Genomic DNA, 15,899 nt, shown 5'->3' with positions numbered 1-15,899 from the left:
CCTCTCACCCTATGAAAGGTTACGTCCTTATGACAAATCGATCATTCCCAGGGCGATCTGCTTTCGATAGAACTGGTCTCAGGCCACTTCGCAATGAGGCGGCACTTTCAGCTCGCCACGCCGGCAGCGAGCGCACACCGGCAGAAAGATTCTGCCCGGCCTCGGAGAGGCCGACGGGACATTACAGTCAACAAGTGAGGGCAACACCCTATGAGAAGACTTAAGCGTGATCCGTTGGAAAGAGCATATTCACGTGGCTACCAATACGGGGTCACCGGCAAATCCCGCGAACTTTGCCCCTTCAATCTTCCTTCTGTTCGCCAAGCCTGGATCAACGGCTGGCGCGAAGGTCGCGGTGATAACTGGGACGGAATGACTGGCACCGCTGGCATCCATAGACTCAACGAAAATCACGCCGTTGGCTGAACGAGGACATTGAATTCGAGTCACCATGCGCGCCCCATCCGGGCGGCGGGCTAAGGCCCAGGGGCCCCTTGACGGGGCCCTTTTTTATGCCGCTTTCAACCCCTCGGCATCGCCGCGATGGCGTCCACCGCTTCGCGAATCAACGCCGGCCCCTTGTAGATGAAGCCCGAATAGATCTGCACCAGGCTCGCACCGGCGGCAATTTTCTCGGCCGCATGGCGCCCCTCGGTGATTCCACCGGCCGCGATGATCGGCATCTTGCCGGCCAACTCCCCGGCCAGCACCTTGACCGTGTGGGTGCTCTTCTCCAGTACCGGCGCACCCGACAGGCCACCGGCCTCGCCACCATGCTCCAGCCCTTCGACCCCTTCGCGGCCCAGGGTGGTGTTGGTGGCGATGACGGCATCCATTCCCGATTCCAGCAATGCACTGGCCACCAGGGCGGTTTCCTCGTCGCTCATGTCCGGTGCGATCTTGATCGCCAGCGGCACGCGTTTGCCGTGTTCGCTGGCCAGTTGCTCGCGGCGCGCGGCCAGGGCGTCGAGCAATTGCTTGAGCGAGTCGCCGAACTGCAGGCTGCGCAGGCCAGGGGTGTTCGGCGAGCTGACGTTGACGGTGATGTAGCTGGCCGCGTTGTAGACCTTTTCGAGGCAGATCAGGTAGTCGTCCACCGCCCGCTCGACCGCGGTGTCGAAGTTCTTGCCGATGTTGATGCCCAGCACGCCGTCGTAGCGCGAAGCACGAACGCGCTCGAGCAGGTGATCGACACCCAGGTTGTTGAAGCCCATGCGGTTGATGATCGCCGTGGCCTCGGGCAGGCGGAACAGCCGCGGCTTGGGATTGCCCGGCTGCGGTCGCGGTGTCACGGTACCGATCTCGACGAAGCCGAAGCCCAGCTGGGCGAAGCCGTCGATGGCCGCACCGTTCTTGTCCAGGCCAGCGGCCAGGCCCACCGGATTGGCGAAGTTCAAGCCCATGACACTCACCGGCAGCGCCGCCGGACGCTTGCACAGCATGCCGTTGAGGCCGAGACGGCCACCGGCACCGATCAGGTCCAGGGACAGGTCGTGGGAGGTTTCCGGAGAAAGCTTGAACAGCAACTGGCGGGCCAGGGTATACATGGGCAGGCGAGGCTCGGGGTGAGTGAGGGGGCGATTATAGCCAGCGCCGGGCTGGCATGACAGCAAATCCTCGGGGCGCTTGGCACATGGGTTGCTTCGTGGCTGGGACACTGCCTATTCAGTACGGGCGAGGAATCCTGTGAACACGTCCCACCTGGCAACACCCCTGGCTTGGCTCAACGGCAGCGATGCCCCGGAAAAGCCCAGCCTCGACATCGGCTTCATGGCCCTGACCGATTGCGCCTCGGTGGTGGTCGCAGCCACCCAGGGCTTTGCCCAGCAATTCGGCCTGACCCTCAACCTCAAGCGCCAGAACTCCTGGGCCGGCTTGCGTGACAAGCTGGTCAGCGGCGAGCTGGATGCCGCCCACTGCCTGTATGGCCTCGTGTATGCCGTGCACCTGGGCATCGGCGGCGTGCCGGCCAGCTCCATGGCGGTACTGATGGGCCTGAACCAGAACGGCCAGGCGATCAACCTGTCGCCGGCGCTGCAACGCAAAGGCGTGACCAGCCCTGAAGCACTGGCGCGGCAAGCGCACCAGCATGGCGCACGCATGACCTTCGCCCAGACCTTCCCCACCGGCACCCATGCCATGTGGCTCTACTACTGGCTGGCCAGCCAGGGCATCCACCCATTGCACGACGTCGACAGCGTGGTAGTGCCGCCCGCGCAGATGCTAGCCCACCTGGAAGCCGGGCGCATCGATGGTTTCTGCGTCGGCGAGCCCTGGTCGGCCGATGCCGTGGCGCGCGGCCAGGGCTTCACCCTGGCGACCAGCCAATCCATCTGGCCGGACCATCCGGAAAAGGTCCTCGGCTGTGCCCGCGCCTTCGTCGAGCAATACCCCAACAGCGCCCGCGCTCTGATCAAGGCCATCCTCGCCGCCAGCCGCTTCATCGAGCAAAGCGCGGAAAACCGCCGCAGCACGGCACAACTGTTGAGCGGCAGTGCCTTCCTGGACACGCCACTGAGCAGCATCGAGCCACGTCTGCTGGGCGACTACCAGGACGGCCTCGGCAACCGCTGGCAGGATCCGCACGGCCTGCGCGTTTTCGACCAGGGCCGCGCCAACCTGCCCTACCTGTCCGACGGCATGTGGTTCATGACCCAGTTCCGCCGCTGGGGCCTGCTGCGCGACGACCCCGACTACCTCGGGGTGGCACGCGACGTCCAGCAACTGGCGCTGTATCGCGAGGCCGCCAGCGCCGTGGCCGTCCCCTGCCCCGAGCTGCCCATGCGCAGCAGCCTGCTCATCGACGGCACACGCTGGGACGGCAGCGACCCACACGGCTACGCCCGCAGCTTCCACCTGCATGCCCTGGACGAGGCGCCCCGCGCCCGCGTTGGCCAGTGAGGAAGACCACCATGCTGCGCATCCTGCTGATAGACGACACCCAGATGAAGCTCGGTCGCCTCAAGGCGGCCCTGAGCGAGGCTGGCTTCGAGGTCATCGAAGCCCCGACTCTGACCATCGACCTGCCCGCCTGCGTCGAAACGGTGCACCCCGACGTGGTGCTGATCGATAGCGACTCACCGGGCCGCGACGTGATGGAACACGTGGTACTGCTCAGCCGGGACCGGCCGCATCCGATCGTGCTGTTTACCGACGAACACGACCCCGGGGTGATGCGCCAGGCTATCCAGGCCGGGGTCAGCGCCTACATCGTCGAAGGGATCCATGCCGCGCGCCTGCAGCCGATCCTCGACGTGGCCATGGTCCGCTTCGAAAGCGACCAGGCGCTCAAGGCGCAACTACTGGCCCGCGACCAGCAACTGGCCGAGCGCAAGCGCATCGAGCAGGCCAAGGGCTTGCTGATGAAGATGAAGGACTGCAACGAGGAGCAAGCCTACACCCTGATGCGGCGCCAGGCGATGAGCCGCCAGCAGAAGCTGATCCAGGTGGCCGAGCAGATCATCGCCATGCATGAAATGCTGGGGTGAGGATGGGGCGGCGGGGTTCGCCTGGCGATCTTTGGCGCCTGGTAGATCGAGCGCCGCGCGGGCGGCGCTCGATCTCACCCCCAGCGAAGATCCAACGCCAAGCCCATCCATAAGTTGGCCCATCTCTTGCTGAATAAATCACACCGGTAGCCAACGGCGGTTGCCCCATCCCCATACCGACAAAGACGTCGCTCTCCCCTCCACCTCCCATGGAGCGGGTAGCGGCGTTTTTTTGTTCCGTTGCATTGCCGAGTGAGGTGTTCGATGAGTACCAGCTTCTGGAAATCCGGGCATGTGCCCACGCTGTTCGCCGCGTTCCTCTATTTCGACCTGAGCTTCATGGTCTGGTACCTGCTCGGCCCGCTAGCGGTGCAGATTGCCGCCGACCTGCAGTTGAGTGCACAGCAACGGGGCCTGATGGTCGCCACGCCGATTCTTGCCGGCGCCGTGCTGCGCTTTGCCATGGGTATGCTGGTCGATCGCCTGTCGCCGAAGACCGCCGGCCTGATCGGCCAGGTCGCGGTGATCTGCGCTCTGGCCGGCGCCTGGTACCTTGGCGTGCACACCTACGAGCAAGCACTGCTGCTGGGTGTATTCCTGGGCTTTGCCGGCGCTTCGTTCGCGGTGTCGCTGCCGCTGGCCTCGCAATGGTATCCGCCGCAGCACCAAGGCAAGGCCATGGGCATCGCCGGCGCTGGCAACTCCGGCACGGTGTTCGCCGCCCTGCTGGCCCCGGTGCTGGCCGCAGGCTTTGGCTGGAACAATGTGTTCGGCTTCGCCCTGATCCCACTGCTGCTGACCCTGCTGATATTCGCCCTGCTGGCGCGCAATGCCCCGCAACGGCCCAAGCCCAAGGCCATGGCCGACTACTTCAAGGCCCTCGGTGACCGCGACAGCTGGTGGTTCATGTTCTTCTACAGCGTCACCTTCGGCGGCTTCATCGGCCTGGCCAGCGCCCTGCCCGGCTACTTCAGCGACCAGTACGGACTGAGCCCGGTCACCGCCGGCTACTACACCGCCGCCTGCGTCTTCGCTGGCAGCCTGATGCGCCCACTGGGCGGCGCCCTGGCCGACCGCTTCGGCGGCATCCGCACCCTGTTGGCGATGTACAGCGTGGCCGCCATCTGCATCGCTGCGGTCGGCTTCAACCTGCCTAGCGCCATGGCAGCCCTGGCGCTGTTCGTCAGCGCCATGCTCGGCCTTGGCGCTGGCAACGGCGCGGTGTTCCAATTGGTGCCGCAGCGCTTCCGCCAGGAAATCGGGGTGATGACCGGGCTGATCGGCATGGCCGGCGGCATCGGCGGCTTCCTGCTCGCCGCCGGGCTGGGCACCATCAAGCAACACACCGGCGACTACCAGCTGGCCCTGTGGTTGTTCGCCAGCCTCGGCGTGCTGGCCTGGTTCGGCCTGCATGGCGTCAAGCGTCGCTGGCGCACCACCTGGGGCTCGGCGGCCGTCACCGCGGCGCGGGTCTGAGGCAGGTCGATGAGCCTGCAACTGAGCTTCGCCCAGGCCAGTGCCACCGGCCCCCGTGCGGAAAACCAGGACGCCCTGCGCCTGGTGACCCCGGCACCGGAACTGGCGGCCAGCAAAGGCTATCTGTTCGCCCTCGCCGACGGCGTCAGCCAGTGCGCCGACGGTGGCCTGGCAGCAAGAGCCAGCCTGCAGGCTCTGGCCATGGACTACTACGCCACCCCGGCGACCTGGGGCGTGGCCCAGGCCCTGGACCGGCTGCTCAGCGCGCAGAACCGCTGGCTGCGTGCCCAGGGCAACGGCCAGCCGCTGCTCACCACGCTCAGCGCCCTGGTGCTGCGCGGGCGACGCTACACACTGGCGCATGTGGGTGACTGCCGCGCCTATCGCTGGCACGACGGCCAGTTGCAATGCCTGAGCGAAGACCACGTATGGGACCAGCCCGGCATGCAGCATGTGCTCAAGCGCGCCCTGGGCCTGGACCAGCACCTGCTGGTCGATTACCTGGAGGGCGAGCTGCAACCCGGCGAGCGCTTCCTGCTGGTGAGCGATGGCGTGTGGGCCAGCCTCGGCGACTCGCACATTCAGTCGATCCTGCGCGAGCAGAACGACCCCCAGGTCACAGTCGACACTCTGGTGGCCAGCGCACACCACAATGGCAGCCAGGACAACGCCAGTGCCCTGCTGGTACAGGTCGAGCAACTCGGCCCGGCCAACCTCGGCGACACCCTGGCGCAACTGAGCCAGTGGCCGCTGCCTGGCCCATTGCGCGGCGGCCAGTCGATCGATGGCTGGAAGGTCGATAGCCTGCTGGCGCAGAGCCGCCAGTCGCTGCTCTACCGGGTGCGCGACAGCCATGACCAGCCCTGGCTGCTCAAGACCCTGCCGGCCGACCATGACGGGCCCGGCGCGGCCCAGGGTTTGCTGCTGGAGGAGTGGTTCCTGCGCCGCGTCGCCGGGCGACATTTCCCCGAGCTGCACGCGGGCAACCAACGCCAGCACCTGTACTACGTGATGCGCGAATACAGCGGCCACAGCCTGGCCGAGATCCTCGCCGAGCAGGGCCCCCTGCCGCTGCCCCAATGGCTGGAGGTGGCCCGCCAGCTGTTGCAGGCAGTGGGCGTGCTGCATCGGCGCAACCTGGTGCATCGGGACATCAAGCCCGAGAACCTGCACCTGGGCCAGGACGGCCAACTGCGCCTGCTGGACTTCGGCCTGGCGTACTGCCCTGGGTTGTCCGAAGACCTGCCGTTCGAAGTCCCGGGCACGCCCTCGTTCATCGCCCCTGAGGCATTCGAAGGACACTCTCCTGGCCCGCGCCAGGATCTCTACGCGGTGGGCGTGACCCTGTACCACCTGCTGACCGGCCATTACCCCTACGGCGAGGTGGAAGCCTTCCAGCGCCCGCGCTTCGGCCAACCGGTCAATGCCGCACGCTACCGCCCCGACCTGCCGGAGTGGTTGCAGCACAACCTGCTGCAGGCCGTGGCAGTGGCCCCCGCGCAACGCTTCGAGACCGCCGAGCAATGGTTGCTGTTGCTCGAACGCGGTGATCGCCAGGAACTGCCCGACCGAGCGCGGCCGCTGCTCGAGCGCGAGCCGCTGAAGGTCTGGCGCACCCTGGCGCTGCTGTCTTTGCTGGTGAACCTGGTGCTGGTGTTCATTCTGCTCAAGGGGTAAAAACAGTGCAGGCCCTTTCGAGGCGTCGAATCGCCGCGAAAGGGCCCACAAATCCCAGGCAAAGAAAAACCCGGCCGAGGCCGGGTTTTTCATTGAAGCTTCAAACCAATTACTTGGCCTGAGCTTCGACCTGAGCTTCAACGCGACGGTTGATAGCGCGGCCTTCTTCGGTGGCGTTGTCGGCAACCGGACGGGTTTCGCCGTAGCCAACCGAGTCAACACGGCTCGATTCAACACCGTACTGCTGGGTCAGGACCTGCTTGACAGCGTTGGCACGACGCTCGGACAGCTTCTGGTTGTAAGCGTCTGGGCCGACGGAGTCAGTGTGACCTTCCACGGTGGTGGTGGTCTGTGGGTACTGCTTCATGAAGTCAGCCAGGTTCTTGATGTCGCCGTAGCTGTTAGGCTTGACGACCGACTTGTCGAAGTCGAACTTGACGTCCAGCTCAACGCGAACGACTTCGGCAACAGCCGGGCAGCCGTCGGCGTCAACGGTAACGTTGGCCGGGGTGTCTGGGCACTTGTCGACGTTGTCGCAAACGCCATCGTTGTCGCTGTCGGAGCAGACTTCGGCAACTGGAGCCGGAGCGACTTCAGCTTGCTTCGGGCTACCGCCGAAGTTCAGACCAACGCCAACGCTCGGGGCCCACTCGGTGTCGCCCTGGTCGATGTTGTACTGAGCTTCAACGCCGGCACGGGCGTAGAACATGTCGGTGATGTACCACTTGGCGCCAGCGCCGATGTTGGCGAAGGTGGAGTGGTCACGACCGCCACGGCCAGTCTGGCCCAGGCTCTGGTGGGAGAAACCAGCCGACACGTATGGACGGATGGCGTCGTACGGGTTGTTGAAGTGGTAAACGGCGTCCAGGGCGGTGTTCGAGCCCTTGATGTTCTTGCCGTCGTCGCCACGAGCGTTGTGCACTTCGTCGTAGCCCAGACGCAGTTCGACGTCATCGGTCAGGAAGTAACCGATGGAACCGCCGAACAGGTTGCCGTCGTTCTTGAAGTCGCGCTGGCTGTCGAAGAATTCTTTCTTGTAGAAGATTTCAGTCTCGACGGCGCCTTGACCTTGTGCCATAGCGCCAATCGAAGTGGCGGCTACAAGCGAACCAATGGCCAAGCCCAAGGTGTTTTTCAATTTCATCCGTTAAATCCCCATCTGGTGATAGTTAAGCAGTCCCACCAAAATCCGGGGGGACAACTCGACGGCAAGTCTAGCAGAACTCGCCGATTGGTTAGAGATATTTGCGTAGGACTAAGTTTCATCCATCCCGGCAAATTTCTCTCTAAGCTTGTCCAGGGCACGTTTGTAGCGCATTTTCGTTGCGCTGAGCCCCATGTGCATGATATCGGCGATCTCCTGGAATTCCAGCTCCGCGACAAAACGTAGCACGAGAATTTCCCGATCGATCGGATTCACATGCACTAACCACTTGTCCAGCCCGCCCTTCTCTTCGGCCTTCGGTGCCTTGTCCTCGGACGCCTCTTCGACAGGGTCCAGACTCAGGGCATCCATCAACCGACGCTTGCGACGCTCCTTGCGGTACTGGGTGATGCACTCGTTGTAGGTGATGCTGTAGAGCCAGGTCTTGAACTTCGACTTGCCCTCGAAGTTCTTCAGCCCGTAGAGCACTTTGAGCATCACTTCCTGACAGACATCGTCCGCATCCCGGTCGTTCCCCAGGTAACGCGCACAGACGTTGAACAGGGTCCGCTGGTAGCGCCGCATGAGCTCCTCATAGGCGCGGGTAACGTGATACAGCTCCTCATGCGAACGCGCCACCAACTCCTCGTCGGTGAGTTCGCGGGGGTCATAACGCATGGGCGGCGAATGAACTTTATTCAAAACGGATCTGGCCGACAGTCAGGTCAATGTCGCCGCTCGGCCCCTTGGGCCAATTTTCGCGGCGGCATACATTAACAGCTTTTGTGCGGTTAGCGGCTATTGACTCGCTGCTCGAGCAACACCCGATTAGACAGCGACACCAGTTCGCCATCATCGGTCAGCAATGTGGTCTTGACCGTGCCGATCTCTTCGATTTGCCCTTCGACCTCTCCAATTCGCACCTGCTGGCCGACCTGGTAAAGCTCGCGCACATAGATCCCGGCGAGGATCTGCCCGGCGATTTCGCGGCTGCCCAGGCCCATGGCCAAGGCCACGGCCAGACCAACGGTAATCAGGCCAATGACGATCACATGGTTGAGCAGGTCGGTCTTGACCTCCAGCTGGCTGATCGCCACCGAAATGCTGATGATCACCACCAGGCCCTGGGCGATGCGCCCCAGGCCGGCGGCGTAGTCCAGGCCGATACCCTCGGCGGCGCCCCGCACCAGGCCGTTGGCCAGTTGCGCCAGCAGCACGCCGGCCAGCAGCACCAGGGCCGCACCGAACACCTTGGGCAGATACAGGGCGAGCATGTCGAGGGTTGCCGAGACCCGCTCCAGGCCCAGCGACTCGGCCGCCGACACCAGGAAGATCAGCAGCACGAACCAGTAGACGATCTTGCCGATCAAGGTCGAGATCGGTACCTGGATGCCAGCACGGCCGAGCATCTTGGTCAGGCCGGTACCGGCCATCAGGCGGTCGAGGCCGAACTTGGCCAGCAGCTTGGACAGCAGCGTGTCGAGCAGCTTGGCCACCACGAAACCGAGCAGCACCACGATAAGCGCGCCGAACAGGTTGGGGATGAAGTTCGCTACCTTGGTCCAAAGGGCGGTCATGGCAGTGACCAGGCTCTGGGTCCAGAGATTGAGTTCCATAATCAATCGGCCTTATCAGCTTTGCTGCCGGCGGCAGCGTTGCGAGTAGAGTGGCGACGGACCGGCGCGACATGCGCCGAACCGTTGTTCACGGCAATCAGCAGCGCCTGGCTCCAGCGGCCAAGCAAGCTGAACAGATCGCCTGCGCCGACCTGGCGGTTGGCGGTTTTCAGCACGCGACCCAGGCAGGCGGCGTCGTCTCGGTCCTGGCCGGACGGCGATGCCTTGAGCAGGTCGCGCAAGGATTCTTCAAACGGATCGTGCATGGGCACCTCGCGCAGTATCAGTCAGAGACGAGGCCGCCGGGCGATGGGTCACAACCATCAAACCCAGCGCAGACGACGGAACAGCCACCATTGCCCCACGGCCAGCCCCAGCACGACGATGCAGGCGAACAGGAAACCATAGGGATTCTGCGCCCCCGGAATACCGCCGACATTGATGCCGAGCAAGCCGGTGATGAAGCTCATGGGCAGGAAGATGCAGGTGATGATGCCGAACCGGTACATGGTCAGGTTCATCCGCTCGCTGCGCCGCCGGTCTTCGCTTTCCAGCACCAACGCGGCACGCTCGCGGGCCAGTTCGAGCTCCTCGAGGTAGCGGATCAGGCTGTTGTTCAGCTCGTTCCAGTAGTCGGCATCGGCCGGGGCGAACCAGCTCCACTTGCTACGCGACAGCTGCGCGTAGATCTCGCGCTGCGGGGCCAGGAAGCGCCGCAAGCTCGCCGCGCGCCGACGGATCTGCTGCAGGCTGCCCTGCTCCGGGCCGGCGTGTCGCGAAGAATACCGTTCGTCGGATTCGAACTTCTCTTCCTCCAGATCGGCCAGTTCGGAGAGGTCGCTGACCAGCGCCTGGACCTTTTCGGTCAGCAGTTCGCCCATCAACAGCAACAGTTCGGACGCCGATTTCGGCCCCCTGCCCTCTTCCAATTGCTGGAGAACTTCCTCGCTGGCGCGAAGCGAGCGCAAGCGTAGCGAAATGACCCGCTGCGCCTGGGCATGGATACGCACCGAAACCATGTCCTCGGGCTCTGCCCCCGGGTTGAGGTTGACCCCGCGCAGGAACAACAGCAGCTGCTCGTCGGCCAGCGGCAACAGCCGTGGCCGGGTGTTTTCCTCCAGCAGCAGGTCGCAGGCGAACTCGCTCAGGCCACTGTCGTGCAACAGCCAGGTGCGGGTCTGCGGGTGGCTGCGATCCCAGTGCAGCCACAGGCTCTGCTGCGGTTGCAGTTGCAGGGTGTCCAGCTCGGTACGGGCGATCTGACGCGCGCCGCCTTTTCCATCGAGCACCAGGGCGTGGACCAGCCCCCACTGCGCGTTGTCTTCCTCGAACATTGACGCTCCATCAGCGCGTGCTGCGCGTTACTCCGGCATCTTCAGCGGGCTTGGCGCGACGATCACGCCGTTGTTGTCGGCGTACAGGTACTCGCCCGGGCGGAACGTCACACCGGCAAAGGTCACGGCCACATCGAGGTCGCCGACGCCGCGCTTGTCGGTCTTCTTCGGGTGGCTGGCCAGGGCCTGCACACCGACGTCGGTCTGGATCAGCACGTCCACATCGCGCACGCAGCCGTAGATCACCAGGCCCTCCCAGCCATTCTTGGCGGCCTTTTCGGCCAGCATGTCGCCCAGCAGTGCGCAGCGCAACGAGCCGCCACCGTCGACCACCAGCACCTTGCCCTTGCCGTCGAGCTCGACCTGTTCCTTGACCCGCGAGTTGTCTTCGAAGCACTTGATGGTGACGATCTGGCCACCGAAGGAGTCGCGACCACCGAAGTTGCTGAACATCGGTTCCAGCACCTGGACCAGGTCCGGGTAGGCATCGCACAGGTCGGGCGTAACGTAATGCTGCATGGCAAGCTCCTGTCAGTCACAACGAAAACGGGTGTGGCGCTAGGCTACACCGGAGCGGGCGGTGCAGTCACCCCGGACCGGGTGGTCATGCGGGTTTTGTCTGCGCCGCCCCTGTAGGAGCGGGTTTACCCGCGAAGAGGCCGGTACAGACAACCAACCCCTCAACCGGCAGACACGATCTCCTGCGCCTGCGTCGACTCATGCACCGGCAACAACGGATCGCGCAACCAACGCTCCACCAACGGCCACACCTGCACCTGCGCCGCTTTGCTCACCAGCATGTCGACATGGCCAAACGCCTCGAAGCCCTCTTCGCGCCCCAGGCGCAGGAACTGCTTGCGCTCACCGCCAAACTGCTCGAACAGCTTGCGGCAGGCCCAGACCGGGTCCTGGAAGTCCCCGGCAGCCGCCACGGCCAGCAGCGGTACGTCCACCTCCGCCAGCCCGGCCCACCAATCGTTGTCCTTGTCGCCGAAACGCCCGAACAGGCCATGCCAACGCAGGCTTTCCAGCGCCAGGCCGATCGGCTCGTCCTCCGGCCCACGCTTCAACCGCGAACCCGACAGATGCCCCCAGCGCCTGAGCAGCAACTTCGCGCCCCAGGCCAACGGTGGCACCTTCAACGGCCAATAGACCCGGCTTACCTGGCTGCCGAAGATCGCCACGCTGGCCACCAGACCGGCCTCCAGGTAGCCCCCGCCCAGCGCCGCGGCCAGGGTGGTGCCACCCAGCGAATGGCCGATCCAGTGCGGCGCGCGCCCGGTCTGCTCGCGGACGAAGGCAGCGATAGCCGGCAGGTCGTGGCAGGCGTAGTCGGCGACGCGGTTGTGCTGCCACTGGCGGTTGCGCGGGGACAGGCCATGGCCGCGCATTTCCGGGATCCACACGTCGAATCCGGCCCGCGCCAGGTAGGCCCCCAGGCCGATACCCTTGGGCGAATACCAGAAGCGCCGGTTGGAAAAACTGCCATGCAGGAGAATGACAGGCTCGCCCTGGCCCTGGGCCTGGTCCGCCAAGCCCAGACGCGTAACGGCCAGCTCGACGCTCGGGTCTGGGCTGTTACCGGCCTTGATCCGATACACGTCTTCGCTGAGGTCGCCGCGGCGCTCGGCACTGAGCAAGGCGACGGGAAATAGAGTGCTGCTGCTTTGCATAGATGACTTGCACAAAAAAAGGGCGGGATCCATTGCTGGAACTCGCCCTGGATGAACCAGGCGGGAGCGCGCCAGGCACGCCCCCGCATTTCACGGTATCAGGCCGCGCCCTGGCCCTCGGCCAGGAAGAACCAGGTCTCGAGCACCGAGTCCGGGTTCAGCGACACGCTTTCGATGCCTTGCTCCATCAGCCACTTGGCCAGGTCTGGGTGGTCCGATGGGCCCTGGCCGCAGATGCCGATGTACTTGCCGGCCTTGTTGCAGGCAGCGATGGCATTGGCCAGCAGCTTCTTGACCGCAGGGTTACGCTCGTCGAACAGGTGAGCGATGATCCCGGAGTCACGGTCCAGGCCCAGGGTCAGCTGGGTCAGGTCGTTGGAGCCGATCGAGAAGCCGTCGAAGTATTCGAGGAACTCGTCGGCGAGGATGGCGTTGGACGGCAGTTCGCACATCATGATCACGCGCAGGCCGTTGTCGCCACGGGCCAAGCCGTTCTTGGCGAGCAGGTCGACGACCTGGCTGGCTTCGCCCAGGGTGCGCACGAACGGCACCATGATCTCGACGTTGGTCAGGCCCATCTCGTCGCGTACGCGCTTGAGCGCGCGGCACTCGAGCTCGAAGCAGTCACGGAACGACTCGCTGATGTAGCGCGAGGCACCGCGGAAGCCCAGCATCGGGTTCTCTTCTTCTGGCTCGTAGAGCTTGCCGCCGATCAGGTTGGCGTACTCGTTGGACTTGAAGTCCGACAGGCGCACGATGACCTTTTTCGGGTAGAAGGCCGCCGCCAGGGTGCTGATGCCCTCGACCAGCTTCTCGACGTAGAAACCGACCGGGTCGTCGTAGCCGGCGATGCGCTTGTCGACGCTTTCCTTCAGCTCGGCCGGAAGGCCGGCGTAGTTCAGCAGCGCCTTGGGGTGCACGCCGATCATACGGTTGATGATGAATTCCAGGCGCGCCAGGCCGACACCGGCGTTGGGCAGCTGGGCGAAGTCGAAGGCGCGGTCCGGGTTGCCGACGTTCATCATGATCTTGAACGGCAGCTCCGGCATGGCGTCCACCGAGTTCTGCTTGATGTCGAAGCCCAGCTCGCCTTCGAAGATGAAGCCGGTGTCGCCTTCGGCGCAGGACACGGTCACGCCCTGGCCATCCTTGAGCAGCTGGGTGGCATTGCCGCAACCGACCACGGCCGGGATGCCCAGCTCACGGGCGATGATCGCCGCGTGGCAGGTGCGCCCGCCACGGTTGGTGACGATGGCGCTGGCGCGCTTCATTACCGGTTCCCAGTCCGGGTCGGTCATGTCGGAGACCAGCACGTCGCCCGGCTGGACCTTGTCCATCTCGGACACGTCGTTGATCACGCGGACCTTGCCGGCGCCGATGCGCTGGCCGATGGCACGGCCTTCGACCAGCACGGTGCCCTTCTCTTTGAGCAGGTAACGTTCCATGACGTTGGCGCTGGCGCGGCTCTTCACGGTCTCGGGGCGTGCCTGGACGATGTACAGCTTGCCGTCGTCACCGTCCTTGGCCCATTCGATGTCCATCGGGCGCTGGTAGTGCTGCTCGATGATCATGGCCTGCTTGGCCAGCTCGTTGACTTCGTCGTCGCTCAGGCAGAAGCGTGCACGCTCGGCGCGGTCGACCTCGACGGTCTTGACCGAACGGCCGGCCTTGGCTTCGTCGCCATAGACCATCTTGATCGCCTTGCTGCCCAGGTTGCGGCGCAGGATGGCCGGGCGGCCGGCTTCGAGCGTCTGTTTGTGCACGTAGAATTCGTCAGGGTTGACCGCACCTTGCACCACGGTCTCGCCCAGGCCGTAGGCACCGGTGATGAACACCACGTCGCGGAAGCCCGACTCGGTGTCGAGGGTGAACATCACGCCGGCGGTGCCGGTTTCCGAACGGACCATGCGCTGCACGCCGGCGGACAGGGCGACCAGCTTGTGGTCGAAGCCCTGGTGCACGCGGTAGGCGATGGCACGGTCGTTGAACAGCGAGGCGAACACTTCCTTGGCCGCGCGGATCACGTTGTCGACGCCACGAATGTTGAGGAAGGTTTCCTGCTGGCCGGCGAACGAGGCGTCGGGCAGGTCCTCGGCGGTAGCCGAGGAACGCACGGCCACGGCCATGTTGTCGTTGCCCTTGGACATATCGGCGAAGGCGGTTCGGATTTCCGAATCCAGACGTGCCGGGAATTCGGCCTCCATGACCCACTGGCGGATCTGCGCGCCAGTCTTGGCCAGGGCGTTGACGTCATCGACGTCCAGCGCATCGAGCGCGGCGTGGATGCGGTCGTTCAGCCCGCTTTGATCGAGGAAATCGCGGTACGCCTGAGCCGTAGTGGCAAAGCCGCCCGGCACCGAGACGCCGGCACCGGCAAGATTGCTGATCATCTCGCCCAGGGATGCGTTCTTGCCCCCCACATGCTCCACATCATGGACGCCGAGCTTATCGAGGGAAACTACGTACTCTACCAAGGTGATTCTCCACTTCTGTATGGGAAACGCTCAAGGGCGCCGGCCCGCCTCAGTGACTTGACCGGGCGCTTGTGGCCTGTACCTGGAAAATAAGTGAGAATGCCGACAGCCACGTTCGGCAAACCGAACCTATCATATCCAAGATTTGTCATCAGCTTAAGGCCCAGATCGCAAATGAAACGAACCGCGTTCTTCATCTCCGACGGCACCGGCATCACGGCCGAAACCCTGGGCCAAAGCTTGCTAGCGCAGTTCGATAGCATTCCTTTCAACAAATTCACCCGTCCGTACATCGATACGCCGGACAAAGCGCGGACCATGGTGGCGCAGATAAACGCCGCAGCAGAACGCGACGGCATGCGGCCGATCATCTTCGACACCATCGTCAATCAGGACATCCGTGAGATCCTGGCTACGTCGAACGGCTTCATGATCGACATTTTTTCGACGTTTTTATCCCCGCTTGAGCAAGAATTAACCGCCCATTCGTCGTATTCCGTCGGAAAATCCCACTCGATTGGCGGCAACTCCAACTATATGGAGCGGATCGAGGCGGTGAATTTCGCCCTCGACAACGACGATGGCGCGCGCACCCACTATTACGACAAGGCCGACCTGATCCTGGTCGGCGTGTCCCGTTGCGGCAAGACTCCGACCTGCCTGTACATGGCCATGCAGTTCGGCATCCGCGCCGCCAACTACCCGCTCACCGAGGACGACATGGAGCGCCTGCAGCTGCCTTCGGTGCTGAGAAAGTACCAACACAAGCTGTTCGGCCTGACCATCGACCCCGACCGCCTCACCGCCATCCGCCACGAGCGCAAGCCCAACAGCCGCTATTCGAGCTTCGCGCAGTGCGAGTTCGAGGTGCGCGAGGTGGAAAACCTGTTCCGTCGGGAGAACATTCCCAACATCAATTCCACGCATTTTTCGGTGGAAGAGATTTCGGCGAAGATCCTCGTGGAGAAAGGTGTCGAGCGCCGCTTCAAGTAGGCCCGCACAGAAGTACAAAAAAGC

At 64.0% G+C, this 15,899-nt stretch carries 15 protein-coding genes; 6 read left to right on the top strand and 9 right to left on the bottom strand.

The window, feature by feature from the left end; genetic code table 11:
* Positions 1-210 precede the first annotated feature (210 nt).
* The gene (gene rmf / locus IAE37_RS19435) at positions 211-426 is read left to right on the top strand and encodes a ribosome modulation factor (protein WP_003248687.1); all 216 of its coding nucleotides are present in this window, start codon (positions 211-213) and stop codon (positions 424-426) included.
* A 95-nt stretch (positions 427-521) separates the two neighbouring features.
* Here the strand turns inward: rmf and IAE37_RS19430 are convergent, their stop codons facing one another.
* Positions 522-1,547, bottom strand: coding sequence for a quinone-dependent dihydroorotate dehydrogenase (locus IAE37_RS19430; protein WP_201176113.1), 1,026 nt, complete (start codon positions 1,545-1,547; stop codon positions 522-524).
* 139 nt (positions 1,548-1,686) lie between these two features.
* Between IAE37_RS19430 and IAE37_RS19425 the strand changes: the two genes are divergently transcribed.
* The 4 genes from IAE37_RS19425 (at position 1,687) to IAE37_RS19410 (ending at position 6,641) form a co-directional block, all read left to right on the top strand.
* Entirely contained in the window at positions 1,687-2,901 is a 1,215-nt protein-coding gene (locus tag IAE37_RS19425; RefSeq protein WP_201176112.1) for a CmpA/NrtA family ABC transporter substrate-binding protein, read from the top strand.
* 11 nt (positions 2,902-2,912) lie between these two features.
* Complete coding sequence (locus IAE37_RS19420; RefSeq protein ID WP_201176111.1) at positions 2,913-3,488, top strand: ANTAR domain-containing response regulator; 576 nt, start codon at positions 2,913-2,915, stop codon at positions 3,486-3,488.
* Positions 3,489-3,752: 264 nt separating this feature from the next.
* Positions 3,753-4,964 carry a nitrate/nitrite transporter gene (locus IAE37_RS19415; RefSeq protein WP_201176110.1) on the top strand — a complete coding sequence of 404 codons (1,212 nt, stop codon included), beginning with the start codon at positions 3,753-3,755 and terminating at the stop codon, positions 4,962-4,964.
* A 9-nt stretch (positions 4,965-4,973) separates the two neighbouring features.
* Positions 4,974-6,641, top strand: a complete 1,668-nt coding sequence (locus tag IAE37_RS19410) for a bifunctional protein-serine/threonine kinase/phosphatase (RefSeq protein WP_201176108.1) — start codon at positions 4,974-4,976, stop codon at positions 6,639-6,641.
* A gap of 109 nt (positions 6,642-6,750) precedes the next feature.
* Here the strand turns inward: IAE37_RS19410 and IAE37_RS19405 are convergent, their stop codons facing one another.
* The 8 genes from IAE37_RS19405 to ppsA all read right to left on the bottom strand — a co-directional run bounded on the left by IAE37_RS19405 (position 6,751) and on the right by ppsA (position 14,882).
* Complete coding sequence (locus tag IAE37_RS19405) at positions 6,751-7,785, bottom strand: OmpA family protein (RefSeq protein ID WP_136913652.1); 1,035 nt, start codon at positions 7,783-7,785, stop codon at positions 6,751-6,753.
* 111 nt (positions 7,786-7,896) lie between these two features.
* Entirely contained in the window at positions 7,897-8,463 is a 567-nt protein-coding gene (sigX, locus tag IAE37_RS19400) for an RNA polymerase sigma factor SigX (RefSeq protein ID WP_133328801.1), read from the bottom strand.
* Positions 8,464-8,576: 113 nt separating this feature from the next.
* On the bottom strand, positions 8,577-9,401 hold the full coding sequence (locus tag IAE37_RS19395; protein WP_201176106.1) for a mechanosensitive ion channel family protein: 825 nt from the start codon (positions 9,399-9,401) through the stop codon (positions 8,577-8,579).
* Between the two features lie 2 nt (positions 9,402-9,403).
* Complete coding sequence (locus IAE37_RS19390; protein ID WP_136913649.1) at positions 9,404-9,667, bottom strand: CrfX protein; 264 nt, start codon at positions 9,665-9,667, stop codon at positions 9,404-9,406.
* Positions 9,668-9,724: 57 nt separating this feature from the next.
* Positions 9,725-10,735 carry a zinc transporter ZntB gene (locus tag IAE37_RS19385; RefSeq protein ID WP_201176105.1) on the bottom strand — a complete coding sequence of 337 codons (1,011 nt, stop codon included), beginning with the start codon at positions 10,733-10,735 and terminating at the stop codon, positions 9,725-9,727.
* A 27-nt stretch (positions 10,736-10,762) separates the two neighbouring features.
* Entirely contained in the window at positions 10,763-11,254 is a 492-nt protein-coding gene (gene rraA, locus IAE37_RS19380) for a ribonuclease E activity regulator RraA (RefSeq protein ID WP_201176103.1), read from the bottom strand.
* Between the two features lie 161 nt (positions 11,255-11,415).
* Positions 11,416-12,441 (bottom strand): alpha/beta fold hydrolase, encoded by a 1,026-nt coding sequence (locus tag IAE37_RS19375; RefSeq protein ID WP_201176101.1) that lies wholly within the window; start codon positions 12,439-12,441, stop codon positions 11,416-11,418.
* A 65-nt stretch (positions 12,442-12,506) separates the two neighbouring features.
* Positions 12,507-14,882 (bottom strand): phosphoenolpyruvate synthase, encoded by a 2,376-nt coding sequence (gene ppsA / locus IAE37_RS19370; RefSeq protein ID WP_201176100.1) that lies wholly within the window; start codon positions 14,880-14,882, stop codon positions 12,507-12,509.
* A 174-nt stretch (positions 14,883-15,056) separates the two neighbouring features.
* Here ppsA and ppsR point away from each other — a divergent pair, with 174 nt between their 5' ends.
* Positions 15,057-15,875 carry a posphoenolpyruvate synthetase regulatory kinase/phosphorylase PpsR gene (gene ppsR / locus IAE37_RS19365; protein WP_201176099.1) on the top strand — a complete coding sequence of 273 codons (819 nt, stop codon included), beginning with the start codon at positions 15,057-15,059 and terminating at the stop codon, positions 15,873-15,875.
* Positions 15,876-15,899 lie beyond the last annotated feature (24 nt).

The organism is Pseudomonas sp. S31 (genome assembly GCF_016648105.1).
Taxonomy (GTDB): Bacteria; Pseudomonadota; Gammaproteobacteria; order Pseudomonadales; family Pseudomonadaceae; genus Aquipseudomonas.
The sequence above is the reverse complement of the archived record's forward strand: the minus strand, read 5'-3'. Positions and strand labels throughout refer to the sequence as shown.

Bases quoted from the DNA above. Each gene is read 5' to 3' on its own strand.
- IAE37_RS19395 (WP_201176106.1), bottom strand. From the start codon at position 9,401: ATGGAACTCAATCTCTGGACCCAGAGCCTGGTCACTGCCATGACCGCC.
- IAE37_RS19415 (WP_201176110.1), top strand. From the start codon at position 3,753: ATGAGTACCAGCTTCTGGAAATCCGGGCATGTGCCCACGCTGTTCGCC.
- IAE37_RS19420 (WP_201176111.1), top strand. From the start codon at position 2,913: ATGCTGCGCATCCTGCTGATAGACGACACCCAGATGAAGCTCGGTCGC.
- rraA (WP_201176103.1), bottom strand. From the start codon at position 11,254: ATGCAGCATTACGTTACGCCCGACCTGTGCGATGCCTACCCGGACCTG.
- ppsR (WP_201176099.1), top strand. From the start codon at position 15,057: ATGAAACGAACCGCGTTCTTCATCTCCGACGGCACCGGCATCACGGCC.
- IAE37_RS19410 (WP_201176108.1), top strand. From the start codon at position 4,974: ATGAGCCTGCAACTGAGCTTCGCCCAGGCCAGTGCCACCGGCCCCCGT.
- sigX (WP_133328801.1), bottom strand. From the start codon at position 8,463: ATGCGTTATGACCCCCGCGAACTCACCGACGAGGAGTTGGTGGCGCGT.
- rmf (WP_003248687.1), top strand. From the start codon at position 211: ATGAGAAGACTTAAGCGTGATCCGTTGGAAAGAGCATATTCACGTGGC.
- IAE37_RS19375 (WP_201176101.1), bottom strand. From the start codon at position 12,441: ATGGATCCCGCCCTTTTTTTGTGCAAGTCATCTATGCAAAGCAGCAGC.
- IAE37_RS19405 (WP_136913652.1), bottom strand. From the start codon at position 7,785: ATGAAATTGAAAAACACCTTGGGCTTGGCCATTGGTTCGCTTGTAGCC.
- IAE37_RS19430 (WP_201176113.1), bottom strand. From the start codon at position 1,547: ATGTATACCCTGGCCCGCCAGTTGCTGTTCAAGCTTTCTCCGGAAACC.
- IAE37_RS19390 (WP_136913649.1), bottom strand. From the start codon at position 9,667: ATGCACGATCCGTTTGAAGAATCCTTGCGCGACCTGCTCAAGGCATCG.
- IAE37_RS19385 (WP_201176105.1), bottom strand. From the start codon at position 10,735: ATGTTCGAGGAAGACAACGCGCAGTGGGGGCTGGTCCACGCCCTGGTG.